General features: G+C 69.8%; 23 protein-coding genes. 16 read left to right on the top strand and 7 right to left on the bottom strand.

Going from position 1 to position 24,681, the window contains the following annotated elements; translation table 11 throughout:
* The first annotated feature begins 42 nt into the window (after nt 1-42).
* The gene (locus ACNJ7K_RS02555; protein ID WP_487041138.1) at nt 43-1,296 is read left to right on the top strand and encodes a mannosyltransferase; all 1,254 of its coding nucleotides are present in this window, start codon (nt 43-45) and stop codon (nt 1,294-1,296) included.
* Here ACNJ7K_RS02555 and ACNJ7K_RS02550 read toward each other — a convergent pair.
* Nucleotides 1,232-1,528, bottom strand: a complete 297-nt coding sequence (locus tag ACNJ7K_RS02550) for a 4a-hydroxytetrahydrobiopterin dehydratase (RefSeq protein ID WP_006550586.1) — start codon at nt 1,526-1,528, stop codon at nt 1,232-1,234. The two genes, ACNJ7K_RS02555 and ACNJ7K_RS02550, sit on opposite strands and share 65 nt — an antisense overlap.
* 25 nt (nt 1,529-1,553) lie before the next feature.
* On the opposite strand from ACNJ7K_RS02550, the gene ACNJ7K_RS02545 reads away from it, so the two are divergent.
* Complete coding sequence (locus tag ACNJ7K_RS02545; RefSeq protein WP_487041137.1) at nt 1,554-1,976, top strand: (deoxy)nucleoside triphosphate pyrophosphohydrolase; 423 nt, start codon at nt 1,554-1,556, stop codon at nt 1,974-1,976.
* Between the two features lie 24 nt (nt 1,977-2,000).
* Here the strand turns inward: ACNJ7K_RS02545 and ACNJ7K_RS02540 are convergent, their stop codons facing one another.
* Nucleotides 2,001-2,177, bottom strand: coding sequence for a hypothetical protein (locus ACNJ7K_RS02540; RefSeq protein ID WP_095092009.1), 177 nt, complete (start codon nt 2,175-2,177; stop codon nt 2,001-2,003).
* Nucleotides 2,178-2,538: 361 nt separating this feature from the next.
* On the opposite strand from ACNJ7K_RS02540, the gene typA reads away from it, so the two are divergent.
* The 5 genes from typA (at nt 2,539) to ACNJ7K_RS02515 (ending at nt 8,219) form a co-directional block, all read left to right on the top strand.
* The gene (typA, locus tag ACNJ7K_RS02535) at nt 2,539-4,425 is read left to right on the top strand and encodes a translational GTPase TypA (RefSeq protein ID WP_006550583.1); all 1,887 of its coding nucleotides are present in this window, start codon (nt 2,539-2,541) and stop codon (nt 4,423-4,425) included.
* Between the two features lie 79 nt (nt 4,426-4,504).
* Nucleotides 4,505-6,553 (top strand): ABC transporter family substrate-binding protein, encoded by a 2,049-nt coding sequence (locus ACNJ7K_RS02530; RefSeq protein WP_487041136.1) that lies wholly within the window; start codon nt 4,505-4,507, stop codon nt 6,551-6,553.
* A complete protein-coding gene (gene mshB / locus ACNJ7K_RS02525) occupies nt 6,532-7,455 on the top strand; it encodes an N-acetyl-1-D-myo-inositol-2-amino-2-deoxy-alpha-D-glucopyranoside deacetylase (RefSeq protein ID WP_159418907.1) in 924 nt (307 codons plus the stop codon). The genes ACNJ7K_RS02530 and mshB overlap by 22 nt, the downstream gene beginning before the upstream one ends.
* An 87-nt stretch (nt 7,456-7,542) precedes the next feature.
* Nucleotides 7,543-7,701, top strand: coding sequence for a hypothetical protein (locus tag ACNJ7K_RS02520; protein WP_016693616.1), 159 nt, complete (start codon nt 7,543-7,545; stop codon nt 7,699-7,701).
* A 77-nt stretch (nt 7,702-7,778) separates the two neighbouring features.
* Entirely contained in the window at nt 7,779-8,219 is a 441-nt protein-coding gene (locus ACNJ7K_RS02515) for a hypothetical protein (RefSeq protein WP_120281859.1), read from the top strand.
* On the opposite strand, the gene ACNJ7K_RS02510 is transcribed toward ACNJ7K_RS02515, so the two are convergent.
* The 3 genes from ACNJ7K_RS02510 to ACNJ7K_RS02500 are packed head-to-tail and all read right to left on the bottom strand — an operon-like array spanning nt 8,176 to nt 11,044.
* Nucleotides 8,176-8,934, bottom strand: a complete 759-nt coding sequence (locus tag ACNJ7K_RS02510; protein WP_120281860.1) for a uracil-DNA glycosylase — start codon at nt 8,932-8,934, stop codon at nt 8,176-8,178. The genes ACNJ7K_RS02515 and ACNJ7K_RS02510 overlap by 44 nt on opposite strands.
* Nucleotides 8,931-10,442, bottom strand: a complete 1,512-nt coding sequence (locus ACNJ7K_RS02505; protein WP_487041135.1) for a PH domain-containing protein — start codon at nt 10,440-10,442, stop codon at nt 8,931-8,933. Before ACNJ7K_RS02505 ends, ACNJ7K_RS02510 begins: the two co-directional genes overlap by 4 nt.
* Complete coding sequence (locus tag ACNJ7K_RS02500) at nt 10,439-11,044, bottom strand: PH domain-containing protein (RefSeq protein WP_487041134.1); 606 nt, start codon at nt 11,042-11,044, stop codon at nt 10,439-10,441. The genes ACNJ7K_RS02505 and ACNJ7K_RS02500 overlap by 4 nt, the downstream gene beginning before the upstream one ends.
* Nucleotides 11,045-11,145: 101 nt before the next feature.
* Between ACNJ7K_RS02500 and ACNJ7K_RS02495 the strand changes: the two genes are divergently transcribed.
* The 8 genes from ACNJ7K_RS02495 (at nt 11,146) to ACNJ7K_RS02460 (ending at nt 21,129) form a co-directional block, all read left to right on the top strand.
* Nucleotides 11,146-11,343 (top strand): hypothetical protein, encoded by a 198-nt coding sequence (locus ACNJ7K_RS02495; protein ID WP_120281862.1) that lies wholly within the window; start codon nt 11,146-11,148, stop codon nt 11,341-11,343.
* Between the two features lie 45 nt (nt 11,344-11,388).
* Nucleotides 11,389-13,986, top strand: coding sequence for a bifunctional FO biosynthesis protein CofGH (locus ACNJ7K_RS02490; protein WP_487041133.1), 2,598 nt, complete (start codon nt 11,389-11,391; stop codon nt 13,984-13,986).
* 154 nt (nt 13,987-14,140) lie between these two features.
* On the top strand, nt 14,141-14,464 hold the full coding sequence (gene fdxA / locus ACNJ7K_RS02485; RefSeq protein ID WP_006550573.1) for a ferredoxin: 324 nt from the start codon (nt 14,141-14,143) through the stop codon (nt 14,462-14,464).
* 22 nt (nt 14,465-14,486) lie between these two features.
* Complete coding sequence (dapC, locus tag ACNJ7K_RS02480; RefSeq protein WP_268655363.1) at nt 14,487-15,599, top strand: succinyldiaminopimelate transaminase; 1,113 nt, start codon at nt 14,487-14,489, stop codon at nt 15,597-15,599.
* 127 nt (nt 15,600-15,726) lie between these two features.
* Nucleotides 15,727-16,431, top strand: a complete 705-nt coding sequence (locus ACNJ7K_RS02475) for a rhomboid family intramembrane serine protease (protein WP_120281863.1) — start codon at nt 15,727-15,729, stop codon at nt 16,429-16,431.
* A 57-nt stretch (nt 16,432-16,488) separates the two neighbouring features.
* Entirely contained in the window at nt 16,489-17,919 is a 1,431-nt protein-coding gene (locus tag ACNJ7K_RS02470) for an acyl-CoA synthetase (RefSeq protein WP_159418903.1), read from the top strand.
* A 171-nt stretch (nt 17,920-18,090) separates the two neighbouring features.
* Entirely contained in the window at nt 18,091-19,344 is a 1,254-nt protein-coding gene (locus ACNJ7K_RS02465; protein WP_120281865.1) for a PucR family transcriptional regulator, read from the top strand.
* 99 nt (nt 19,345-19,443) lie between these two features.
* Nucleotides 19,444-21,129, top strand: coding sequence for a substrate-binding domain-containing protein (locus ACNJ7K_RS02460; protein WP_230790800.1), 1,686 nt, complete (start codon nt 19,444-19,446; stop codon nt 21,127-21,129).
* Here the strand turns inward: ACNJ7K_RS02460 and ACNJ7K_RS02455 are convergent.
* Both ACNJ7K_RS02455 and dapD read right to left on the bottom strand, forming a co-directional pair.
* Nucleotides 21,098-22,435: an amino acid permease gene (locus tag ACNJ7K_RS02455; protein WP_225623812.1), complete on the bottom strand. Its 1,338-nt coding sequence runs from the start codon at nt 22,433-22,435 to the stop codon at nt 21,098-21,100. The genes ACNJ7K_RS02460 and ACNJ7K_RS02455 overlap by 32 nt on opposite strands.
* 108 nt (nt 22,436-22,543) lie before the next feature.
* The gene (gene dapD, locus ACNJ7K_RS02450) at nt 22,544-23,497 is read right to left on the bottom strand and encodes a 2,3,4,5-tetrahydropyridine-2,6-dicarboxylate N-succinyltransferase (RefSeq protein ID WP_060651706.1); all 954 of its coding nucleotides are present in this window, start codon (nt 23,495-23,497) and stop codon (nt 22,544-22,546) included.
* Between the two features lie 98 nt (nt 23,498-23,595).
* Between dapD and dapE the strand changes: the two genes are divergently transcribed.
* Complete coding sequence (dapE, locus tag ACNJ7K_RS02445) at nt 23,596-24,672, top strand: succinyl-diaminopimelate desuccinylase (RefSeq protein ID WP_120281868.1); 1,077 nt, start codon at nt 23,596-23,598, stop codon at nt 24,670-24,672.
* Nucleotides 24,673-24,681: the final 9 nt, after the last annotated feature.

The following is a 24,681-nucleotide window of genomic DNA, read 5'->3' as shown; positions in this document are numbered from 1 at the left end:
AGAGGCCGCACCGTAGTGCCACGAGGGTTTCCTTCGCACCGGATGTGGTGGTGCGCGGCGTTACTGGCGCTGTCCGTCGTCGTCCGGCTCGCCTGGGGATTCATCACTCCCAACGGCATGAACCTCGTCGACCTGCACGTCTACGTCGAGGGATCGGCCGCTCTGCTGCAGGGCGACCTCTACGGGTTCACCTATTCGGAGGACACCCCCGACTTCCCGCTGCCGTTCACCTATCCACCCTTCGCCGCCCTCGTCTTCCTGCCCCTGCACCTGATCCCGTTCGGGGTCCTGGGCGTGGCCTGGCAGCTGCTGACGGTCGCGGCGCTGTTCGCCGTCGTGTGGATCTCCCTCGAACTCGTCGTGGGCGCGCGGGCGCGGAACCGGTCGTGGATCGGTATCGCGATGCTGTGGACGGCTGCGGGCATATGGACCGAGCCGGTACGCACGACCCTCGACTACGGCCAGATCAACGTCTTCCTCGTCCTCGGCGTGATGCTCGCGGCCCGCAGTTCCCGATGGTGGCTGTCGGGTGGACTCGTCGGCGTACTCGCCGGGATCAAGCTCACGCCCGCCATCACCGGGCTCTACTTCCTCGCGCAGAGGCGCCGGCGGGAGGCGGTGTTCTCCGCGGTCGTCTTCGTAGGGACCGTCCTGGTGAGCCTGCTGGTGCTCGGCTCCCAGGCCGCCACCTACTTCGGGTCTCTCTTCGGCGACGCGGACCGGATCGGACCTGTCGTCTCGGTGTGGAACCAGTCGCTGCGCGGAGCGCTGGGTCGTCTCGCGGGTGAGGACGTCGGGCTCGGTCCGGTGTGGCTGGTCGGCGTCGTCGTCTGCGCGGTCCTCGCGTTCGCGGCGTGGCGGTCGCTGGGACCGCTGCCCGACGGAACGCACGACCGTCTCGGCACGCTGCTGATCGTGCAGCTGTTCGGTCTGCTCGTCTCGCCCATCTCGTGGGTCCACCACTGGGTGTGGGTCGTCCCGTTGCTGCTGTGGCTCGTCTACGGGCCACTCGTGCGGTCGCTCGGAGCCCGCATCGTGGCCGCGTGCTGGGCCGCGGTCACGCTGATCGGCGTTCCGTGGGTGCTGAGTACGGCGCAGAACTCGATCTGGGACGTCGAACGTCCCGCTCCGCTCGCCTGGCTCGGCGCCGTCAACGTGGTCGGTGTCCTCGCCGTCTACGTCGTCGTGATCCTCGCCGCCCGGGGGCGCGAGGAGCAGGACGAACGGGCGACTACAGACCCGAGCGCCGTGCCTCCTCGTCGATCCGACGCGCAAGAGCCGGATCCGACTCCGTGATGCCACCGGCGGAATGCGTGCTCAACGCGAAGGTCACCTTCCGCCACCTGATGTCGATGTCCGGATGGTGATTCGCCTCCTCGGCGACGACGGCCACCCGGTCGACGAGCGCGATCGCGTCGGGGAAGGTGGGCGCCTCGATGGTGCGGACCAGCGACTGTCCCGCGCGGTGCCAGTGCGGCAACTCGGCGAGCGCGGCGTCGATCTCTCCGTCCGTCAGCAGCTGGGACATGACTCATTCTGGGACGATGCAGGTCATGTCTGCAAGCGCATCGTCTGCGAGTACACCGGCGCCCGATGGGCACGTCGTGGCCGGCGCCGTCATCCGGGACGGACGCGTGCTGCTCGCCCAGCGCACGCGGCCCGTCGACCTCGCGGGCCTGTGGGAGTTGCCCGGCGGCAAGGCGGAACCGGGGGAGAGCGTGGAAGCGGCGCTCGTGCGGGAGCTGAGGGAAGAACTCGGTGTCGAGGTGCGCGGTGCGGAGCGGCTCGGGGTCGCGGTGCCGTTGGCCGGAGGCCGCGAGTTGTGTGCCTACAGGGTCGAACTCGTCTCGGGTGATCCCGAGCCGCTGGACCATGCGGCGTTGCGGTGGGTCGACGCGGACGAACTCGAGCAGGTCGATCTCGTGCCGGCCGATCGTGCGTGGATCCCGGACCTACGCGAACATCTGCGGCGCTGAGGTCATACGGCGCATGCCTTGTGGTCAGGCGGCGCGTGCCTTGTCGAGATACTTACGCAGTTCCTTCTTGCTCAGGCCGTCGTTCTCGACCTTCCTCATGCGCATGACGACGACGGGGCATTTGAGGCACCGCGTCTTCTTGCGGCAGCACTTCTTCTTCGGCTTCAGGCCTGCGACCTTGCTCGCCTTCACCTTCCCCATACGTTCCGCCTGCCTTCCACGGTCCTGCGTGCGGCGAATCCACCGGCGGGCGAAGGTTAGCATCCCCTTACTTGTGAGCCAAGGGGTGCATGTGGTGCCGGATTCGGTGCTTACGTCTCCCGTGGGAGTGTCGAGCGTCACCCCGATCGTCGCCGACCTGCGGGTATCGGATGAGGTAGAAGCGGCGACCGACAAACGGCCTGTAAAGTGTATTGACGGCCGCAGTGCCTGCACGCCGAGAATCGGACGGGGCAGGTAGCTCGCAATCTCGCGTCGCGGCCATCGAGACGAACGCCGTACGGGCGAGGTGCCGACCGGGTCCAGTGCCGTGTGGCCGGACTACAGCCAGGAGAGCTATCGCGTGAGCACCGCTGATTTTCGGAACGTCGCCATCGTGGCGCACGTCGACCATGGAAAGACCACTCTCGTCGACGCCATGTTGCGCCAGTCGGGCGCGTTCGCCGAACGTGCGGAACTCGTCGACCGGGTCATGGACTCGGGCGACCTCGAGCGCGAGAAGGGCATCACCATTCTCGCGAAGAACACCGCGGTGCACCGTCACCACCCGGACGGCACCGTCACTGTCATCAACGTCATCGACACCCCCGGCCACGCCGACTTCGGCGGTGAGGTCGAACGCGGCCTGTCCATGGTCGACGGCGTCGTCCTGCTGGTCGACTCCTCCGAGGGCCCGTTGCCGCAGACCCGCTTCGTGCTCCGCAAGGCGCTCGCCGCGTCGCTGCCGGTGATCCTCGTGGTCAACAAGACCGACCGCCCGGACGCCCGCATCGCCGAGGTCGTCGAGGAGAGCCAGACCCTGCTGCTCGACCTCGCGTCCGACCTCGACGACGAGGCCGCGGAAGCTGCCGAGCTCGCTCTCGAGCTGCCCGTCCTCTACGCCTCCGGTCGTGAGGGCAAGGCGTCGAAGAAGCAGCCCGAGAACGGCCAGGTCCCCGACGCCGAGAACCTCGACGAGCTCTTCGAGGTCCTCATGGAGTGCATCCCCGCACCCAAGGGTGATCCGTCGGCGCCGCTGCAGGCGCACGTCACCAACCTCGACGCCTCCGAGTTCCTCGGTCGTCTCGCGCTGCTGCGCATCCACCAGGGTGAGCTGCGCAAGGGCCAGACCGTCGCGTGGATGCACGCCGACGGCGTCAAGAACGTCAAGATCACCGAGCTGCTCAAGACCGTCGGTGTCGAGCGGCAGCCGGGCGAGGTCGCGGTCGCCGGCGACATCGTCGCCGTGGCCGGTATCCCGGAGATCATGATCGGCGACACGCTCGCCGATCCGGAGAACCCGGTGGCGCTGCCGCGCATCACCGTCGACGAGCCGGCCATCTCGATGGTCATCGGCACCAACACCTCGCCGCTCGTCGGCCGGGTCAAGGGCCACAAGCTCACCGCCCGCATGGTGAAGACGCGGCTCGACTCCGAGCTCGTCGGCAACGTCTCGCTGCGCGTCCTCGACATCGGACGCCCCGACGCGTGGGAGGTGCAGGGCCGAGGCGAACTCGCCCTGGCCATCCTCGTCGAGCAGATGCGCCGTGAAGGCTTCGAGCTGACCGTCGGCAAGCCGCAGGTGGTCACCCGCACCATCGACGGCAAGCTGCACGAGCCCTACGAGGAGCTGACCATCGACAGCCCCGAGGAGCACCTCGGCGCCATCACCCAGCTGCTCGCGAACCGCAAGGGCAAGATGGTCCAGATGACCAACCAGGGCACCGGTTGGGTTCGTATGGAGTTCATCATCCCGTCGCGCGGTCTGATCGGTTTCCGTACCGACTTCCTCACGGAGACCCGCGGCACCGGCATCTCGAACGCCATCTTCCACGGTTACGCGCCGTGGGCCGGCGAGATCCGCGCCCGCCACACGGGTTCGCTCGTCTCCGACCGTGCCGGTTCGGTCACCCCGTTCGCGATGATCCAGCTCGCCGACCGCGGCACCTTCTTCGTCGAACCGGGCAGCGACACCTACGAGGGCCACGTCGTGGGCATCAACCCGCGCGCCGAGGACCTCGACATCAACGTCACCCGCGAGAAGAAGCTCACCAACATGCGCTCTTCGACCGCCGACGTGATGGAGACCCTCGCCAAGCCGATCGAGCTGACCCTCGAGGCAGCGCTCGAGTTCTGTGCTGCGGACGAGTGCGTCGAGGTCACGCCGGAGGACGTGCGCGTGCGCAAGCTGCACCTCTCGCAGACCGACCGTGCGCGTGCGCGGTCGCGGGAGAAGGCCCGTAACAAGTAGTCCAGGTGTGGGGTGGCCCCGGCGAGCGCATGCTGGCCGGGGCCACCCACGTACCACCTGCCTCACGGAAGGAGCCCGAGTGTCGCGTACGCGCGCTCGTCGCCGACTGATCGGGGCGACGGCCGGCCTGGCCGTGGCTGCGCTGGTCCTCACCGGTTGCACCGCCGACCCGCCGCCGCCCATCGAGCAGACGGAGCCGACCACGACCCCGGCTCCCGCTCCGAAGCGCAGCACGGTGGTGGTCGCGATCGACGAGGTCGGTTCGGGCTTCAACCCCCACCTGCTCGCAGACCAGTCGCCCGTCGCGAACGCCGTCGCCGAACTCGTGCTCCCGAGTGCTTTCCGAGCCGTGCCCGATCCGGAGAATCCCGCTGCAGCACTGTGGGTTCCGGACGACTCGCTGCTGCTGTCCGCCGAGGTCACCGACGAGGCGCCGTTCACCATCACCTACCGCCTGCGCGACGAGGCCCAGTGGTCGGACGGAGCGCCGATCGCCGCCGAGGACTTCCGGTATCTGTGGCGGCAGATGGTCACCCAGCCCGGCGTGGTCGATCCCGCCGGCTACCGCCTCATCGACGACATCCGATCGTCGGGCGGAGGCAAGACCGTCACCGTCACCCTGCGCGAGCCGTATCCGGCCTGGCGCGAACTGTTCACGAATCTCCTGCCCGCGCACCTGGTCAAGGACACTCCGGGTGGCTTTTCCACCGGCCTGTCCGAGACGATTCCCGTGTCCGGCGCGCGATTCCACGTCGACAACGTCGACCGAGGGCGCGCCGAGGTGCTGCTCGAACGCAACGACCGGTTCTGGGGCACCCCGGCCGGACCCGACGAACTGATCATGCGCCGCGCCGGCACCGACGCTCAGGTGACCGAATCGGTGCGCAGCGACGACGCCCAGGTGGTCCAGAGCGCGGGCGGTGTCGCTCTCGAGGCGCAGCTCGCCGCCGTGCCGGGTGTGCGGACCGGCGTCCAGCTCCAGCCGCGCACCCTCGAGCTGACCCTCAACACACGCACCGCCGAACTCGCCGACCCCGGAGTCCGACGAGGCGTTATAGACCTGCTCGATCCCGAGCTGCTCGGGCTCGTCGCGACGGCCGACAGCACCGAGGTCGTGCGAGCCCGTGCCCAGGTGCTCGCGCCGTCCGATCCGGGATACACCGACACGATGCCGGCGCGTCTGCCCCGGGAGCAGGCCCTCGGACGTCTCGCCGAGGCCGGATATCTGCCCGTCCCGCCTGTCGTGCCCCCGGTGTCGGCAGACCCTGACGCACCCGGCCCCGAAGCACCGGAGGCCGCTGCACCGGAGACCGAGGCATCCGCGACGGAGGCATCCGAGACGGGGGCATCCGAGACGGGGGCATCCGAGACGGCGGCGCCGACGAGCGCGACTCCCGGACCGAGAACCCCCGACGGACCGGCCCTGCCCGAGGGCGCCCTGGCCCGGGCCGGCGTGCCGTTGACGCTGGTCGTGGGCGTGCCGGAGGGCGACGAGACCGCCCGCGCCGTCGCACGCACCGCCGTCGACGTGTGGCGTGGCGCCGGGATCGATGCGTCGGTCGACGCACTGCCTCCCGACGAGCTGTACGGCGAAGCCCTCGTCGAGGGCAGTGTGCACGCGGTCGTCGGCTGGATGCGTGCCGGTGGAGACCCTGCCACCGCCGCGCTGTCCCGATTCGGATGCGTCCCGGTGGCCGCAGCACCCACGGCAGCGGGGGAGGATCTGCCGACCGCGCCCGGGCCCGACCTGCCGGCGCAGCCCGACGCCGCCGGGACGACGGAGGCTGCCCGACCCTCGGACTCCGCGACCACCACGCTCGACGAGGACGACGTCGAGGAACGTGAGGACGCGCTCGCAGCGCAACTCGAGGCTCCGAGCAACCTCTCGGGAGCGTGCGATCCGGGTCTCGAACCCGATCTGCTGGCAGCGCTGAACGGCACCACCGACCCGGCGAAGGTCGTCGCCGACGCGCAGGCCAGGCTGTGGGATCTCGCGGTGAACCTGCCGATCCTGCAGGACCGGGCCGTCGTCGCCGCCGGTCCGGGCGTCGAGAACGTCTCGCTGACAGCCGCTGTCGCCACCGGTATTCTCGGCGACGCCCATCTGTGGGGAAGGACCACACCGTGACCGATGCTCCGGGAGCTCTCCCCGACGTTGCGGATCGACGACTTCTGCTCGTCCACGCCCATCCCGACGACGAGACCCTCACGACCGGCGGCACCATCGCCCGGTACGTCGCCGAGGGCGCCGAGGTCACCGTCGTGACCTGCACGCTCGGCGAGGAGGGCGAAGTGATCGGCGACGAGTGGGCCCAGCTCACCGCCGACCGCGCCGATCAGCTCGGCGGATACCGCATCCTCGAACTCACCCGGGCGCTCGACGCGCTCGGCGTCGACCGACCGCGTTTCCTCGGCGGTGCCGGGCACTGGCGCGACTCCGGGATGGCGGGCACACCGTCCGCCGACAATCCTCGTGCCTGGGTCAACGCCGACCACGATGAGGCGGTCGAAGCGCTCGTCGCCGTGATCCGCGAGACGCGTCCGCACGTGGTCGTCACCTACGACCCGTTCGGTGGCTACGGGCATCCCGACCACATCGCGGTGCACGAACGGGTGACCGCGGCCGTCGAAGCGGCCGGCACCGAGGACTATCCGTCCGCCGGGGCGGCGTGGACCCCCGCGAAGGTGTACTGGACCGTCACCGAACGATCCGCGCTCGAACGCGGCATCGCCGCCATGGGCACGCTGCCCGAGGGCTGGCGCCGACCGGATGCCGGCGAACTGCCGAGCGTGCCCGACGACGAGGTCACCACCGTCGTCGACGTCCGCTCGGTTCTCGACGCGAAGCGGACCGCGATGGCCGCGCACGCGACCCAGGTGCTGGTCGCGGAGGACGGCGAGCAGTTCGTGCTCTCCAACCTCGTCGCCCAGCCCGTCTTCGACCAGGAGCACTTCGTGCTCGTGCGCGGGCAGCTCGGCCTGACCGACTCCACGGGACGAGAGGACGACCTCTTCTCCGGCATCGGCTAGTGTGATCCGAGTCATCAACGAGGCTGTAGGTGGTTCGCGTCACCCGGCCTCGCGCATCACGCAGGCACACCGTGCAGGGGGTTGTCGATGTACAACTGGTCCGTCCAGAACCAGATCGTCGCGTTCGTGGATTCGTTGAGGCCGTACGCCGACGAGATCCGGGCCGACTACTGGCACGCCCTGTACTCCTTCGCCGACCAGCAGAGCGCGCTGCTCACGATGCTCGGATACCCGCCGGTTCCCTGACGTCCCGTGCGTGGGTCGCGGATGGTTCCGCGGACCCCGGTTGCGCTCGGGCGCGTCCGGTAGCGCACCATCGAAGCATGACGGTCGATCCAGCAACCGCTGCACCCCTCGCGTCACCGGCGGACATCCAGCCCCGCCGGGGGCTCGTCGCGCTGCTCGTGCTCGACGGTGCGCTGTGCGCCCTGTTGTCGGTCTTCTATCTCGGCGTGTACATCGCCGGGGTGCCCTTCCCGATCACCATCCTGCTGGCCGGCGTCGTCAACCTGCTCCTCGTGATGGCGGTTCGCGCCGAGACCGGATCCCTGCGCAGCGCGGCTCTGCCGCTGCTGGCCTGGGCCGTCGTCTTCCTCGTCTGCCTCGTGGGTGGGCCGGGCGGCGACCAGCTCGCGCTCGGCGACTGGCGGACCCTGCTGCTGCCCGTGGCCGCGCTCGCCCCCGCCGGCGGGTACCTGTTCTCGGCCCGCATCAAGGAGATCACCCGGGCAGTGGGAGGGACGCAGCCCGCGCCGCGTCCCTGAGCACCTCGGTCACCATCTCCTTCGTCAACCGGCCGGTGAAGGTGTTCTGCTGGCTGACGTGATAGCAACCGAACAGGTGCAGCGGGTGCTCCCGTGCCTCGGTGGAGGCCAGCAGCGCATGCGCGCCGTGCCCGAACTTCGGGCGGGGAACCGGGATCGTCCACCCCGCCGCCGACAGGACCGGTAGCAGCGCCTGCCACCCGAATCCGCCGAGCACGACGACCGACCGCAACGTGGGGGAGAGCAGGTCCAGTTCCTGTTCGAGCCAGTGCCGGCAGGTGTCGCGTTCGACGACCGTGGGGCGATTGGCCGGTGGCGCGCAGTGCACCGGCGACGTGATGCGCGTGCCGAACAGCTCGAGGCCGTCGCCGATGTGCGTCGCGGTCGGTTGCGACGCGAGTCCCGCGTCGTACAGGGCCGCGTACAGCACGTCACCCGACCGGTCTCCCGTGAACATCCGTCCCGTGCGGTTCCCGCCGTGCGCGGCGGGCGCCAGCCCGACGATCAGCAGCGACGCATCGGCCGGGCCGAAGCCGGGGACGGGCCGGCCCCAGTACTCCTCGTCGCGGAAGGCTGCTCGTTTCTCCCGCGCGACCTGCTCACGCCATGCGACCAGCCGCGGACACGCGTGGCAGTCGACGAGTGCGTCGTCGAGTTCGGCCAGCGTCGCCGGGGGAGTGCCGTGCAGGGGGCCTTTGCCGGAAGAGGGCTTCATCGGTCGATCCATGCTTCTCCCATACCCGGTGTGACCTCCTGGACAAGCGCCCACGCCTCGTCCACGGGGATGTCGATCACCTCGTAGCGTCCCGCACCCGCCGGGGTCGCCGCGACGACGGTCGCGAGACCCGCACGGCGCTGGAAGAAGGTCTGCCGCACCGTCCAGCCGATCACACCGTCCGCGTCGAGGCAGATGCGCTGCCGGTCGATCGAGCCGCTGCGGGCGACGAGATGCCCGTCGACGACGGCGTGGCCGAGACCCCGGTAGCGGTCCTGCGCCAGCGAGCACGCCCCCGCGACCAGCACCACGACCACCGTGGCGATCACAGCGAACGGCACGTGCCGGTCGGTGACGGACAGGGCGACGAGCCCGGCGGCGACCACGACGGCCACCGGCCACAGCGTCCGCGTGTAACGGCGACGACGTGCACGGGGGCCGTGGCTGCGCAGCGGAACCTCGAGTGGCAGCCGTCCGGTGAGCACCTCGGCCGCGACCCGCCGGACCTCCTCGTCGGGCGCCGACGGCAGGACCAGCGACGAACCGCCCTGCTGCGCGGTCCTGCCCGTCATGACGGCGTCGAGCCGTGCGGCGCCGACGAGTCGCAGCGCCAGCGGTTCGTGCAGCGCGACCCCGCGCAGCCGCGCCCGGTCGAGGGTGGTGTGACGGGTGGTGAGCAGGCCGTGCGCGATGCGCAGGACCCGGTGGTCGTCGGTCACCCGCAGATCGCCGTAGAGCAGCAGATACCGCACGCACGCGGCCGGGCTGGCGACGAGCACGACGACCAGCACGAGGATCACGAGCGCGACCACCAGGCCGAGGTCCTCCGCGGTCTCCACCGCGCGGCGGACGACCTGCGATTCGGCGATCCACCGGCCGAGCCCGAACTGGAAGGCGGCACCGGCGATGGCCGCGACGGCGAGCAGTCCCGTCGTGGAGAACGGCGCGTAGCGCACCCAGGCCGGGTCGAATCGTGCCAGCTGACGCTCGGCGACGGCAGCAGTCGAGGTCGTCTCGGCCGGCATGTCGTCCTGCTGCCCACCCCTCAGGAGAACGGCACGGAGCTCGGGGACTGCTGCGATCGGGAGGCCGTTGAGTTCGAACCGGTTGCGATCGGCGCCCCCGCTCTGGCCCGTGCCGATCTTCACGACCGCGAGGCCCAGCACGCGATGCAGGAGGCGCTGCTCGACGTCCACCGACCGGATGCGGCTGCGGGGGATCGACAACTCGCGTCGTTGCAGCAGGCCGCGGCGGAGTTCGACGTGCTGCGGTCCCACGCGGTAGGTGGTGGTGAACCAGCGCAGCAGACCGACCAGCACGAGCACGCCCGTCGCTGCGAGGCCCCACACGGGATTGCCGCTGGTGGTCCCGATGACGAACGAGCCGGCGAGGACGGGCAGCAGACGCAGGATCTCCTCGATCGGGTGGATCAGCAGCATCCGGCGATCGAGGCGCGACCACGGCACCTCCTCGTCCGTCCCGGTCCCGGGTGCGACGGCCTCGTTCATGTCGCGTCCGCCTCCGAGCTTGCGGCGAGCGTGGTCAGACGGGCGACGGTCTCGTCGGCGACCCGGCTGTCGAGCCCGACGATCTCCACCGCACCCGCCGCTGAGGCGGTGGTGACGGTGACGGTGGTCAGGTCGAGCCACCGGTCGAGCGGACCCCGCTCGGTGTCGACGGTCTGGATCCGGGAGATCGGTGCGATGCGGTGTTCCTGCGTCCACCAGCCCGAACGCGTGTAGACCGCGGTCTCGTCCATCTCCCAGCGATGGACGCGGTATCGCCAGACCGGCACCACCGCGACGTGGAGTCCACCGAGCACGACGGTCGCCGCCGCGGCGGCGATGTGCCATCCCGCGCCCACCGGCGCGACGAGCGCCCACACGACCTGCGCGACGACCAGCGGCAGCCACATCGAGGCCGCGCTCACGGCCCACAGCACACGCGCCTTCGGGCTCGGCCGCCACGACGGCTCCCTCATCACCACACCCGTCACCGCGGCACCGTCGGCCGGCCCCGCCGGCGTGCTCGCGGCAGGCCTCACCGATGTGTCCTCGACCGGTCCCGCCGGTGCACCCTCGTCGTCCTCCACCCGCACCTCCTGCTCCATCGGGCCCCGTGTCCGGTTCCACGCTAGGCTGGGATCCGTAGAACCCGGCCGGACTCGCCCGATCCGACCTCGCGATCGGGCCCTGTGAGGAGGAGATCGCAATGACGGAGTCGAATGCGCTCGACATCGAGATCCAGTCCGACAACGATTCCGAGGCCGACCGGCTCGAGCAGGCCACTCCCGTCTACGACGATCCTGCCGACGACCTGCCTTCGGATGTGCCCCTCGAGGCCGACCCGGCAGACACCTACGAGCAGTCCCGCGAAGTCCCGGCGGACGACGACTACCCGCGCGAATAGACCCCGAAGTGGCATGGGGGTGCTCGTAGGCGCATGATCGGGCGCATGACCGATTCCGCAGACGACACCCCGCAGTCCGCGATGCTCCCGACCCCCACCGTGCGTCCCGGCGCTGCGCACCGATCCGCGGCGACTCCCTCGGGAATGCGTCGAGCGCTGCGCCGGGCTCGCGACGGGGTCGCACTGAACGTGGACGAAGCGGCGGTCCTGCTGCAGGCCCGGGGCGCCGATCTCGAGGATCTCTGTGCGTCGGCGGCGCGGGTTCGCGATGCCGGCCTTCTCGCGGAGGGTCGACCCGGCACGGTCACCTACTCGCGCAAGGTCTTCGTCCCCATCACCCGGCTGTGCCGGGACCGATGCCACTACTGCACCTTCGTCACCGTCCCCGGTAAGCTCCGCGCCGAGGGTCACGGCATGTACCTCGAACCCGACGAGATCCTCGAGATCGCCCGTCAGGGAGCCGAACTGGGTTGCAAGGAAGCCCTGTTCACACTCGGCGACCGGCCCGAGGACCGGTGGCCCGAAGCGAAGCAGTGGCTCGACGAGCGCGGCTACGACTCCACCCTCGACTACGTGCGAGCGATGGCGATCCGCGTCCTCGAGGAGACCGGTCTGCTGCCGCACCTCAATCCCGGGGTGATGAGCTGGGCCGAGATCTCGCGGCTGAAGCCGGTCGCCCCGTCCATGGGCATGATGCTCGAGACCACCTCCGAACGGTTGTTCACCGAGAAGGGTCAGTGCCACTACGGCAGCCCCGACAAGGATCCGGCGGTGCGGCTGCGGGTGCTCACCGATGCGGGCCGACTCGCGGTGCCGTTCACCACCGGCATCCTCGTCGGCATCGGTGAGGACTTCACCGAGCGTGCCGAATCGATCCATGCGATCCGCAAGTCGCACAAGGCATTCGGTCACATTCAGGAAGTGATCGTCCAGAACTTCCGCGCCAAGGACGACACCGCGATGCGCGAGCACGACGACGCCGATCTCGACGAGTTCCTCGCCGCGATCGCCGTCGCCCGGCTCGTCCTCGGGCCGGGCATGCGCATCCAGGCCCCGCCGAATCTCGTCTCGCTCGACGAGTGCCGCGCGCTGCTCGGGGCGGGTGTCGACGACTGGGGTGGTGTCTCGCCGTTGACGCCCGATCACGTCAACCCCGAACGGCCCTGGCCGAATCTCGACACCCTGGCGCGCCTGAGCTCCGAGGCCGGCTTCGAGCTCACCGAGCGGATCGCCGCGCAGCCGAAGTACGTGCTCGCCGGGCAACCGTGGATCGATCCGCGCATCACCGCGCACGTGCACGCCCTCGCCGATCCGGCCACGGGCCTCGCGCGCGAGGTGATCCCGTCCGGACTGCCCTGGCAGGAGCCCGACATCGACTGGGAGTCGTCGGGCCGCGTGGATCTGAACTCCGAGATCGACGTGACCGGACGCAACACCGAGCACCGGTCCGATCTCGGGAGCGCCTTCGGTGACTGGGAGACCGTCCGCGAGCAGGTGCTCGAGCTGGGCGCCTCCGCACCGGTGCGGCTCGACAGCGACGTGCTCTCGGCGCTGCGCTCCGCGGAACGGGATCCGGGCGGTTGCACCGAAGCGGAGTACATCGCCCTCGCCAACGCCGACGGCGCCGGTCTCGAAGCGCTCGTGGCGCTCGCCGACCAGCTGCGCCGCGACACCGTCGGCGACGACGTCACCTACGTCGTCAACCGGAACATCAACTTCACCAACATCTGCTACACCGGCTGCCGGTTCTGCGCCTTCGCGCAGCGCAAGGGCGACGCCGACGCGTTCACCCTGTCGGCGAGCGAGGTCGCCGACCGCGCCTGGGAGGCGCACGTCGCCGGCGCCACCGAGGTGTGCATGCAGGGCGGCATCGACCCGGAACTGCCGGTGACCGGCTACGCCGATCTCGTCCGCGCCGTCAAGGCACGGGTGCCGTCGATGCACGTCCACGCCTTCTCGCCGATGGAGATCGTCAACGGTGTCGCGCGCAGTGGCACGTCGATCCGGGACTGGCTCACCGAACTGCGTGAGGCCGGGCTCGACACCATCCCGGGCACCGCCGCGGAGATCCTCGACGACGAGGTGCGGTGGGTGCTCACCAAGGGCAAGCTCCCGACCGCCGAGTGGATCGAGGTGGTGACCACCGCGCACGAGGTGGGCCTGCGCTCGAGCTCGACGATGATGTACGGGCACGTCGACCAGCCGCACCACTGGGTCGGCCATCTCGAGGTGATCCGCGGAATCCAGGACCGCACAGGCGGATTCACCGAGTTCGTGCTGCTGCCCTTCGTGCACCAGTCGTCGCCGTTGTATCTGGCCGGCGCGTCGCGTCCCGGCCCGACCATGCGCGACAACCGTGCCGCGCACGCCCTCGCGCGGGTCATGCTGCACGGCCGGATCGACAACATCCAGACCAGCTGGGTCAAGCTGGGCGTCGCCGGAACGCAGGCCATGCTCGAGGGTGGGGCGAACGATCTCGGCGGCACGCTCATGGAGGAGACGATCTCGCGCATGGCGGGCTCGCAGCACGGCTCGGAGAAGACCGTCGCCGAACTGGTCGCGATCGCCGAGGGCATCGGGCGGCCGGCGCGCCGGCGGACCACCGCGTACACGCCGATCGAGCTTCCGGTCACCTCGGGCTGACCCGCCACGGCGGCCGGCACTCCGAAGTAGGTAACCCTTACTCCGGAGGCCTACGGTGGGTCGGGGGATACTGGAGGACCGTGGGCGCCGAGGGTGCCCGCTCGGGCGAGACCGCGCAGGTCGGCGGGCTTACAGAGAGGCAGGGAGAACAGCAGTGACGTACACGATTGCGGAACCGTGCGTGGACGTGTTGGACAAGGCATGCATCGAGGAGTGCCCCGTCGACTGCATCTACGAGGGCGGTCGAATGCTGTACATCCACCCCGACGAGTGCGTCGACTGCGGTGCGTGCGAGCCCGTGTGCCCCGTCGAAGCGATCTTCTACGAGGACGACGTCCCGGACGAGTGGTCCGAGTACGTCAAGGCCAACGTCGACTTCTTCAACGATCTCGGCTCGCCCGGTGGCGCCGCGAAGCTCGGCAAGGTCGACTACGACCCGCCGTTCGTCAAGAACCTCCCTCCCATGGGCGAAGAGTGACGAACGGACCGGTGGAACTTTCGTGAGCACGCGTATCCGCCGTTCGGTGGCGAAGGGCCTGCCGGACTTCCCCTGGGACTCCCTGACCGACGCGAAGGCGAAGGCAGCGGCGCATCCCGACGGCATCGTCAACCTGTCGGTGGGCACACCGGTCGACCCGGTCGCCCCCGTGATCCGGGAGGCGCTCGTCTCCGTCGCGGAGGAGCCGGGTTATCCGACCACCCACGGCACCGCCGCACTTCGGCGGGCGGCCGTGGGTGCGCTCGAACGTCGCTACGGCATCACCGGTCTCGACGACTCGGCGATCCTGCCGGCGATCGGCACCAAGGAGATGATCGCCTGGCTGCCGTCGCTGCTCGGCCTCGGTGCCGACGATCTCGTCGTGATCCCCGAACTGGCGTACCCGACCTACGAGGTGGGCGGCCTGCTCGCCGGTGCCCGCATCATCCGCGCCGACGGGCTGACCCGCCTCGGCCCCGAGGTCGCGTCGCTGGTCTTCGTGAACTCGCCGTCGAACCCCACCGGCAAGGTGCTCGGACCCGACCACCTGCGCAAGGTCGTCGACTGGGCGCGCAGCCGCAACGCGATCGTCGTCTCCGACGAGTGCTATCTCGGGCTCACCTGGGAGGGTGAGGCCCTGTCGATCCTGCACCCGAGCGTGTGCGGGGGCGACCACACCAACCTCCTCGCGGTGCACTCGCTGTCGAAGACTTCGAATCTCGCGAGCTACCGGGCCGGTTTCGTCACCGGCGACGCCGACCTCGTCGCCGACCTGCTCGAGGTCCGCAAGCACTCCGGCATGATGCTGCCGCTGCCGATCCAGGCCGCGATGACCGCGGCACTGAACGACGACGAGCACGAGAACGCCCAGCGCGAGAAGTACCGCAAGCGTCGCGAGGTGCTCCTCGAGGCCGTGCGCGGCGCCGGCTTCACCGTCGACCATTCGGAGGCGGGCCTGTACCTGTGGGCGACGCGCGGTGAGGAATGCCGCGCGACCGTCGACTGGTTCGCCGAACGCGGCATCCTCGTCGCGCCCGGTGAGTTCTACGGTCCCGGTGGTGTCCTGCACGTCCGGATCGCGCTCACCGCAACCGACGACGCCATCGACGCCGCCGCTGCCCGACTGCGTGGATAGAGCGCAGCCTCCGGCTCCGCTGGGCGGATAGTCGCAGCCTCCGGCTCCGCTGGGCGGATAGTCGCAGCCACTGATGCGACAGCGTCGACGCACCGCCCGGCGAGCGGCTCGCCGGTAGATTGGCCCCGTGAGTTCGTCCGGTGAGGATCCGCTGCTGTGGGTGCTCTACGTCGCCGTGGTGGCCATCGCTGCGGTGAGCGCGTCGCGCTCCCACTCGGGAAGCTCCGCGCACGCGACGACGCGATCGTTCTGGTGGCCCCCACCCGTCGCGGCGACGATCCTGTGGTCGGTGGTCGCGGTGGCCTCACTCGCGCGGCTCGTCTTCCCCGGACTGCTCGACGTCTTCCGGCGGCAGCCGGTCCGCACCCGTGACCGGGGGGAGTGGTGGCGTGTCCTCACCGCCGGTCTGATCGAGGACGGCGGCGTGCTCCTCACCGTCGTGAACCTGCTGTTGCTCGCGGTGGTCGCCGTCGCGATCGTGCGGGTGTGGGGGTGGTACCGCGCACTCGGGTTGTTCCTGGTCGGCCAGGTGCTGTGGGGGTTGTTCACCACCTTCGTCTTCCCGTCCGACGGCGCGGGAACGACCGGCGCGACGCTCGCCTCGGCCGCGACCCTCGCGGGACTGTGGCCGGTCGTCGGAGCGACCCGCTCGCTGCTCGTCGCCTCCGCGGCGACCTTCCTTCTCGGTGTGGTCCTCGTGATCGCGGGCGACGCGCACGGCGTGGCCGTCCTCATCGGAATGCTGCTGGGCGCGGTCCTGGCCACTGTGCTTCCCCCGGCACATCTCGCGCGGACATCGATGTCCGCGGCGCGCGGCGACATCCACACCTGACCGCCACACCCGACCGCCTCCGCGAGGCTGCGGGAGCGATATGAAATCGTGGCTGCTGTGTCTGCACTGCTTCGTTCGCTGAACCCGCTGGCCGTCGCGCGCGGCGACGATCTCCCGGACGCCGTTCGTATCGACGGCCACACCTTCTCCCGCAGCGATCTGCTCGGCGCGGCCACCGCGGTCGCGGCGCGGGTGGCACGCGCCGATCGGGTGGCCGTGCTCGCCACTCCGAGCGCGACCACCGTCGTCGCCGTGACCGGTGCCCTGCTCGCCGGGACGACCGTGGTGCCGGTGCCGCCGGATTCGGGGCCCGCCGAACTCGCCCACATCCTGACGGATTCGGGTGCGCAGGCCTGGCTCGGTCCGGCGCCGGAGGTGCAGCATCCCGACGTTCCACAGCTGCCGAGCCTGCCGGTCCGCCTGCACGCCCGCGACTGGCACCACCTGCCCGAGCCGAACCCCGCGCGAATCGCGTTCGTGCTCTACACCTCCGGTACCACCGGCGCTCCGAAGGGTGTGCTGCTGAGCCGCCGGGCGATCGCCGCGGGCATCGACGCGCTCGCCGAGGCGTGGGCCTGGACCGAGCGCGACACGCTCGTCCACGGACTGCCGCTGTTCCACGTGCACGGACTCGTGCTCGGTGTGGTCGGGGCCCTGCGTGTGGGCAGCCGGCTGATCCACACGGGCAAGCCCACCCCGCAGGCCTACGCCGAAGCGCAGGGATCCCTCTACTTCGGGGTGCCGACGGTGTGGACACGCGTCGTCGAGGACGAGGACTCCGCCCGCGCGCTCAGCGGCGCGCGACTGCTCGTCTCGGGCAGCGCGCCGCTGCCGGTGCCGGTCTTCGAACGACTGCGTGAGCTCACGGGGCTGGTTCCGATCGAGCGCTACGGCATGAGCGAGACGATGCTGACCCTCAGCACGCGGGTCGACGGCGAGCGCCGTCCCGGCTGGGTCGGCACGCCGGTGGCCGGGGTCGAGACGCGACTGCGCGACGAGCAGGGCCGCGACGTGCCCCACGACGGGGAGAGCATCGGTGTCCTGCAGGTGCGTGGACCGATGCTCTTCGACGGCTACCTGAACAGGCCGGAGGCCACTGCGGCCGCGTGGACCGAGGACGGATGGTTCGTCACCGGCGACGTGGCGGCCGTCGACGAGGGTGGATTCCACCGCATCGTGGGTCGCGAGTCGACCGATCTGATCAAGACCGGCGGGTTCCGGGTCGGTGCGGGGGAGATCGAGACCGTTCTGCTCGGCCATCCCGCTGTGCGGGAGGTGGCCGTGGTGGGCCTGCCCGACGACGACCTCGGTCAGCGGATCGTCGCGTTCGTGGTGCCCGCCGCCGACGGCTCGGAGGTCGACGAATCGGAACTGATCGACCTTGTCGCACAACAGCTCTCCGTGCACAAGCGGCCCCGGGAGGTGCGTGTGGTGAGCGACCTTCCGCGCAACGCGATGGGCAAGGTGCAGAAGAAGAAACTGGGCTGACAGGGTCGGTGGGGGAGCGCCCGCGGGCAATTCCTGTTACCGGAACTTCGTGGAAAATCGGTCACAGGGGTTGCATGTGTCACACTGCGAGGCGGATTCTCTACTGCACCGTATGTAGATCTACTCACTTCGATGGGGGTTCGAGGGATGTCTGTAACGGATCAGGTCCGGTTGCCCGGGCACGACCGTCGGGGGGACGGTGAGAACGCTCCGCTCTTCGTGGTGGACGGGAAGCCCGCGTCCGTTCCGCTGCGCGATCTGCCGGCCGTGGCCCGCAAACTCGTGGCGCACTTCGCCGACAACGTGGCTCCGTGTTCGCTCCGACCGGGGGAATCACTGCGCGGCGACGTCACCGAGGTCACCGTGCGTTGCCTGCGCATCGCAATTCATCTCCTCGACTCCGGAGAACTGCCGTCCGACGCGGAGCTCGCCGACCTGCGCAGCAGCGCCGCACAGTGGGCCCGCGCCGGATTCCGGCTCGAGTACATGCTCCGGATCTACCACGAAGGCATCCGCCTCGGTTGGGAGCTGGTCACCGATCGGGCCCGGGAGGGCGACGTCTCCTCCGTCGCCGACGCGTCCCGCCTGTGGATGGCCCTGCTCGAGAAGGTCACCGTCGCCGCGACCACCGGTTTCGTCGCCGAACTCGACGCCATCCGCCGCGAACGCGACGTCGCCGCGCAGGAACTGGTCACCGCGCTGCTGAGCGGGCAGGACGCCGCGGCGGTCGCGCAGCGCTCCGGGCTGGTGCTCGCCGACACCTACACCGTGCTCGCGGTCTCGCTCACCCGGCATCCCGACGAACGCAATCCGCACGTGCGGCCGGAGGTCGTCGCGCGGCGCACCCTGCGGCGGGTCGAGACCGAACTCGAAGCGATCTGCGAGGGTCGCCATCTCGCGATGCTCGGTCCCGAGGGCGGCACCGTCCTGCTCCCCGAATCACCCACGACCGAGGCGATCGAGGAGTTCCGGCAGCGTATCGAGACCGTCGCGGGGGTGTCCGTCACGATCGCTCTCGTCCACGCTCCCGTCCGGGAGGTGCCCACCGCCGCGAAGCAGGCCCACGAGTTGCTCGATCTCGTGCGACGGCTCGGCCGTCCGGTCGGGGCCTACGGCATGAAGGATCTGGCCCTCGAATACCAGCTCACCCGGCCCGGACCGGCACGCCGCCACCTCGCGCGCGTACTCGACCCACTCGACGAATCACCCGAACTCGTCGAGACGCTGGAAACGCACATCGCCCACGACCTCAGTCGTCAGCTCACGGCCAAGACCTTGCACGTCCACGCGAACACCGTCGACTACCGGCTCAAGCGGGTCGCGCAACTCACCGGCTTCGACCCCACCCGGCCCTCCGGTCTGCGGCAACTGCAGGCGGCGCTGATCGCTCGACGACTCGAACTGGAGAGCTCCGAACAGGGCTGATATCGCATCGGATTCGGCTTCCCGAGGTCTGTCGGTCTATATCATCGGTCTCGGGCGACCGAGGGGCGTCACCCGGAGTGAACGCGAGGGGGCCGACGCATGGCGGGGGAATCCGAACCGTCCGAGTCGGATCCGCCGAGCCGTCGTGGCGGCGCGCGTGGGGGTGCACGGCCGGACAGGAGTCGGCAGGGCAGGGGTCGTGCGCGCTGGCTCGTCGTTGCCGCGATCCTCGTCCTCGCGGCCGGATCCGTCGCCTTCCTCGTCGTGGAGGGGCAGAGCGGGTGCGACGACTCCGAGCGCTACACCGTGGCGGTCACCGCGGACCTCGCACCCGTGATCGAGGAGATCGCGGTATCCGGATGCACCGAATTCGAGGTCGTCGAACAGGAACCGGGCGAGGTGTCGGCGCGACTGGCGACCGACGACGTTCCCGACCTGTGGCTCCCGGCGGGCGGTTGGTGGGCGTCGTGGGCGGGTGAGACCGCTACCGGCCCGGTGCGCACGGTGTCGACCCCTCTCGCCACCACGCCGCTCGTGATCGCGGGCGCGCCGGGCACCGTCGAACCGGCGGCCGACTGGCAGGAGGCCCTGTCCGATCCGGATCTCGTCTTCGGCAACCCACTGCGCTCCGGCCCCGCGGCGGGAGCCATCCGCGCGGTGCTGGCGGAGGCCGCCGACGACCCCGTCGCGATGGGCACCGTCCGTCCCGTCATGGCGCCGCTCGCCGAGCGGGAGGGGGTCCGCGACGAGGAGGTGCCCACCGGATCGACGCTGCTCGAGGAGACCGTCGCGAACGGCGGGACGGTGGTGAGCACCGAACAGCAGGTCGAGGCCTATCGCAGCGTCCACGAACGCGAACTGGGCATCGAGGTACCCGCCACCGGGACGCTGCTCGTGGACTATCCGGTGATCGTGACCGCGCGGGGGGAGAGACACGACGCCGCGGCGGCCGCCGCGACCGCGCTGACCGACGCGCTGCACACCTCCGAAGGGCTCGACAGGCTGGCCCGTCACGGCTTCCGGGGCGGAGGCGGACGGCCCCTGCCCGACGACCGCGGTGTGGGCGCGGTGCCGGTGCTCGAACTCGACGACGAGACCGTCGCCGAGGAAGCGATGAATGTGTGGGCGTTGCAGGCCCTTCCCGTGCGCACCGTGTTCGCGGTGGACGTCTCCGCTTCGATGAACCGCAATCTCGGCGACGAGAGCCGGATCGAACTGGTCCGACGCGCCGCGACCGCCGCCAACGAGGTCCTGCCCGGGAACGTCTCGGCCGGCCTGTGGTTCTTCGGCGGCAGAGTGAGCGACTATGCCACCTTGCCGAACGACCGGGCCGAACCCTCGGGGGACTACATCATGGCGGCCCCGATCCGGCGCTTCGATGCCGTGGTGGACGGCGGGACCCATCGCGACCGGCTCACCGCGCTCGTCGCGCAGATGGCCGGCACGGCCGACGAGACCACCGCGCTCTACGACACGATCCTCGCGGCCTTCCGGTACGTGCAGGACAGCTACGACCCGCGAGCGGCCAACAGTGTCGTCGTGGTGACCGATGGTGCCGACGACGGCTCCGAGATCTCGAAGGACGAACTGCTCGCCGTCCTCTCGAACGAGAACGATCCGTCCAGGCCGGTCCGGATCGTGACGATCGGACTCGGCGAGGACGTCGACACCGCGACCCTCGAGCAGATCGCTGCGGCGACCGGAGGGGTGAACTACCGGACGAGCGATCCGCTCGACATCACCGAGCTCGTGCTCACTGCGCTGGCCGATCGGACGGGTGGCTGACGGCCGTCCTGTCGTGGGTGCGGTGCCAGATCAGGCCGAGCGCCGTGATGATCAGGAACAGCACGAAGGTCGACGCGAGCTGGACCCGGGCCGCGCTGTCGGACAGCATCAGCACGATGAAGCCGATGAGCATCGCGAGCGTGAACCAGCTGAGATAGGGGAACAGCCACATGCGCAGGCGAATGGTGCCCTCGCGCTCGAACTTGCGACGCAACCGCAGATGCGAGACGACGATGAACAGCCAGATCGCGATGAGCGCCGATCCGACGGCGTTGAGCAGGATCCCGAGAATGGTGTCGGGCAGCAACCAGTTGAGCCATACGCTGACGAAGCCGAAGAACACCGAGACGAGCACCGCGTTGCGGGGCACTCCGTGGTGGGTGAGCTTGCTGAGCCAGGCCGGGCCGTCGCCGCCGCGCGCCAGCGAGTAGGCCATGCGGGAGGTGCCGTAGACGTTGGCGTTGAACGCCGACAGCAGCGCGATCACCACGACGAGTTCCATGAAGCCGGACGCGTAGGGGAGGCCGGCGATGTCGAGCACCGAGACGAACGGGGACGTCTCGCCGCTCGCCGCGGTCCACGGCAGCACGAGCACCATGATCGAGATCGACCCGAGGTAGAAGATCGAGATACGCCAGACGACGCTGCGCACGGCGGTCGCGATGGACCGTTCCGGGTCCTTCGATTCGGCCGCGGCGATCGTGACGATCTCGATGCCGCCGAACGCGAAGGCCACCGCGAGCAGGCCGGCCGCGATGCCGGCGATGCCGTTGGGCGCGAAACCGTCGCCGTCGCCGAGCAGGTGCGTGGTGCCGACGGGTTCGGTGCCGGGGAGCAGGCCGAACACGAGCAGGATACCGATCACCAGGAACCCGAGGATGACCGCGACCTTCAGGGCCGCGAACCAGAACTCGAATTCACCGAAGTTGGCGACCCGCGCGAGGTTGACCACCGCGAAGAAGGTGACGAACACCAGCGCGACCACCCATTGGGGTACGCCCGGTAGCCACGACTGCACGATCGCGGAGGCGCCGGTGATCTCGACACCGAGCACCATGATCAGCATGAACCAGTACAACCAACCCATGCTGAATCCGGCCCAGCGGCCGATCCCGATGCGTGCGTAGTGGGAGAACGAACCGCTCACCGGCAGCGCGGCACCCATCTCGCCGAGCATGCGCATCACGAAGATGATCATCACGCCGGCGAGCAGGTACGACACGATGATGGCCGGACCGGCGGCGGCGATACCCACTCCGGAACCGAGGAACAGGCCCGCGCCGATGGCGGAGCCGAGTCCCATCATGGTCAGATGACGGACCTTCAGGCCGCTCCCGAGATGTTCGACCTCGGAAGCCGGCCGCTGGGTTTCACTCACAGTTTCTCGGTTCCGAATCTGTCGTGGGGTGCAGAGCTAGTCGTTGGCGTGCAGAGCCGCGTTCAGTTCGACTCCGCTGCCCTTGTTCGGCACGACCTCGACCGCGCCGCTCACCGAGTTGCGTCGCAGCAGGAGGTTGGACGCGCCGCTGAGGGTCGCGGCCTTGACGACGGTGCCGTCCGGGCCGGTGACCTTGGTGCCGGCGGTGACGTACAGGCCGGCCTCGACGATGCAGTCGTCCCCGAGCGAGATGCCCACGCCCGCGTTCGCGCCGAGCAGGCAGCGCTTGCCGACGGAGATGACCTCCTTGCCACCACCGGAGAGGGTGCCCATGATCGAGGCGCCGCCACCGATGTCGGAACCGTCGTCGACGACGACACCCGCGGAGATGCGGCCCTCGACCATCGAGTTGCCGAGCGTGCCGGCGTTGAAGTTGACGAAGCCCTCGTGCATGACGGTGGTGCCGGACGCGAGGTGCGCGCCGAGGCGGACGCGGTCGGCGTCGGCGATGCGGACACCGGCGGGAACGACGTAGTCGACCATGCGGGGGAACTTGTCGACACCGAAGACGGTCACCGGTCCGCGGATGCGCAGACGCGAGCGCACGGTCTCGAAGTTCTCGAGCGAGCACGGGCCGTAGTTGGTCCACACGACGTTCGCGAGCAGACCGAAGATGCCGTCGAGGTTGAGTCCGTGCGGCTGGACGAGACGGTGCGACAGCAGGTGCAGGCGCAGGTAGGCGTCGTGAGTGTCGACGGGCGGCTTCGACAGGTCTGCGATGTCGGTGCGCACCACGACCTGCTGGACCTCGCGCGCCTCGTCGTGACCGGCGAGCAGGGCGAGATCGGACGGGATGTCCGTGCCCTCGAGTCGCGTGGTTCCGGTCTCGCTCGGCTCGCCGAGGGCGGGTGCCGGGTACCACGTGTCGAGGACGGTCCCGTCCTCCGTGATGTTCGCGATGCCTACTGCTGATGCTCCGTGTGCACTCACGGGTGAGAAGCGTACGCGAGGCGGTCCTGCGCCTGTGTCCCCCCTGAGAAAATCGTGTGCGGGGTCTGAGGGACGGACGCGTTTCGTATCGTGCAGGTATGCCCGTACCGCAGCTGGACCTGCACGCCGACCCCGTCGAACTGACCGCCGCACTCGTCGACATCCCGAGCGTGTCGCAGGACGAGACGCTCATCGCCGACGCCGTGGAAGTGGCCCTGCGGGAGCAGACCGACGGCTTCGAGATCGTGCGCAACGGCAACTGTGTCCTGGCGCGGACGAACCGCGGGCTCGGCAGCCGCGTGATGCTCGCCGGCCACCTCGACACCGTCCCGATCGCCGACAACGTGCCGTCGCGGCGCGACGGCGACCTGCTGTGGGGCTGCGGCACCTCCGACATGAAGGCCGGCGACGCCGTCTTCCTGCACCTCGCAGCGACCGTCACCGATCCCGCTCACGACCTGACGATCGTGATGTACGACTGCGAGGAGATCGCGGCCGCGTACAACGGGCTCGGCCGGATCGAGACCGAACTGCGCGACTGGCTCGACGCGGACGTCGCGATCCTCGGCGAACCCACCTCGGGTGAGATCGAGGCCGGTTGCCAGGGCACCCTGCGGGTGCGCATCACGACCGACGGTGTGCGGGCGCATTCGGCGCGCTCCTGGCTCGGCGACAACGCGATCCACAAGCTCGCTCCCGTGCTCGACCGTCTGGCCCGCTACGAGGCACGGTCGGTCGACATCGACGGCTGTGTGTACCGGGAAGGACTGTCGGCCGTGCGCATCGAGGGCGGTGTCGCCGGGAACGTGGTGCCCGACGCCGCTGCGCTCGACGTGAACTTCCGGTTCGCCCCGGATCGCAGCCCCGACGACGCACTCGCGCACGTCCGCGAGGTCTTCGACGGTCTCGCGATCTCGATGGAACTCACCGACATGTCGCCCGGCGCGCTGCCCGGACTGTCGAACCCGGCCGCGGCCGCGCTCGTCGAGGCCGCCGGCGGGAAGTTCCGGGCCAAGTACGGCTGGACCGACGTCTCGCGGTTCGCCGCGCTGGGGATTCCGGCCGTCAACTACGGGCCGGGCGACCCGAACCTCGCGCACAAGCGCGACGAGCACGTCGAGGTCGGTCGGATCACCGAGGTGACCTCCGTTCTGCGCTCCTACCTCACCCGATAACGTGACCGC

Origin of the sequence: Rhodococcus shunpengi, assembly GCF_048381395.1 — a bacterium.
Lineage (GTDB): Bacteria > Actinomycetota > Actinomycetes > Mycobacteriales > Mycobacteriaceae > Rhodococcus.
This window is presented reverse-complemented; position numbering and strand designations above follow the sequence as displayed.

What these genes read in the sequence shown, in the direction of transcription:
- ACNJ7K_RS02555 (WP_487041138.1), top strand. Translation starts at nt 43, where the DNA reads ATGTGGTGGTGCGCGGCGTTACTGGCGCTGTCCGTCGTCGTCCGGCTC.
- ACNJ7K_RS02550 (WP_006550586.1), bottom strand. Translation starts at nt 1,528, where the DNA reads ATGTCCCAGCTGCTGACGGACGGAGAGATCGACGCCGCGCTCGCCGAG.
- ACNJ7K_RS02545 (WP_487041137.1), top strand. Translation starts at nt 1,554, where the DNA reads ATGTCTGCAAGCGCATCGTCTGCGAGTACACCGGCGCCCGATGGGCAC.
- ACNJ7K_RS02540 (WP_095092009.1), bottom strand. Translation starts at nt 2,177, where the DNA reads ATGGGGAAGGTGAAGGCGAGCAAGGTCGCAGGCCTGAAGCCGAAGAAG.
- ACNJ7K_RS02520 (WP_016693616.1), top strand. Translation starts at nt 7,543, where the DNA reads ATGTACAACTGGTCCGTCCAGAACCAGATCGTCGCGTTCGTGGATTCG.
- ACNJ7K_RS02515 (WP_120281859.1), top strand. Translation starts at nt 7,779, where the DNA reads ATGACGGTCGATCCAGCAACCGCTGCACCCCTCGCGTCACCGGCGGAC.
- ACNJ7K_RS02510 (WP_120281860.1), bottom strand. Translation starts at nt 8,934, where the DNA reads ATGAAGCCCTCTTCCGGCAAAGGCCCCCTGCACGGCACTCCCCCGGCG.
- ACNJ7K_RS02505 (WP_487041135.1), bottom strand. Translation starts at nt 10,442, where the DNA reads ATGAACGAGGCCGTCGCACCCGGGACCGGGACGGACGAGGAGGTGCCG.
- ACNJ7K_RS02500 (WP_487041134.1), bottom strand. Translation starts at nt 11,044, where the DNA reads ATGGAGCAGGAGGTGCGGGTGGAGGACGACGAGGGTGCACCGGCGGGA.
- ACNJ7K_RS02495 (WP_120281862.1), top strand. Translation starts at nt 11,146, where the DNA reads ATGACGGAGTCGAATGCGCTCGACATCGAGATCCAGTCCGACAACGAT.
- ACNJ7K_RS02490 (WP_487041133.1), top strand. Translation starts at nt 11,389, where the DNA reads ATGACCGATTCCGCAGACGACACCCCGCAGTCCGCGATGCTCCCGACC.
- ACNJ7K_RS02460 (WP_230790800.1), top strand. Translation starts at nt 19,444, where the DNA reads ATGGCGGGGGAATCCGAACCGTCCGAGTCGGATCCGCCGAGCCGTCGT.
- ACNJ7K_RS02455 (WP_225623812.1), bottom strand. Translation starts at nt 22,435, where the DNA reads ATGATGGGACTCGGCTCCGCCATCGGCGCGGGCCTGTTCCTCGGTTCC.
- dapE (WP_120281868.1), top strand. Translation starts at nt 23,596, where the DNA reads ATGCCCGTACCGCAGCTGGACCTGCACGCCGACCCCGTCGAACTGACC.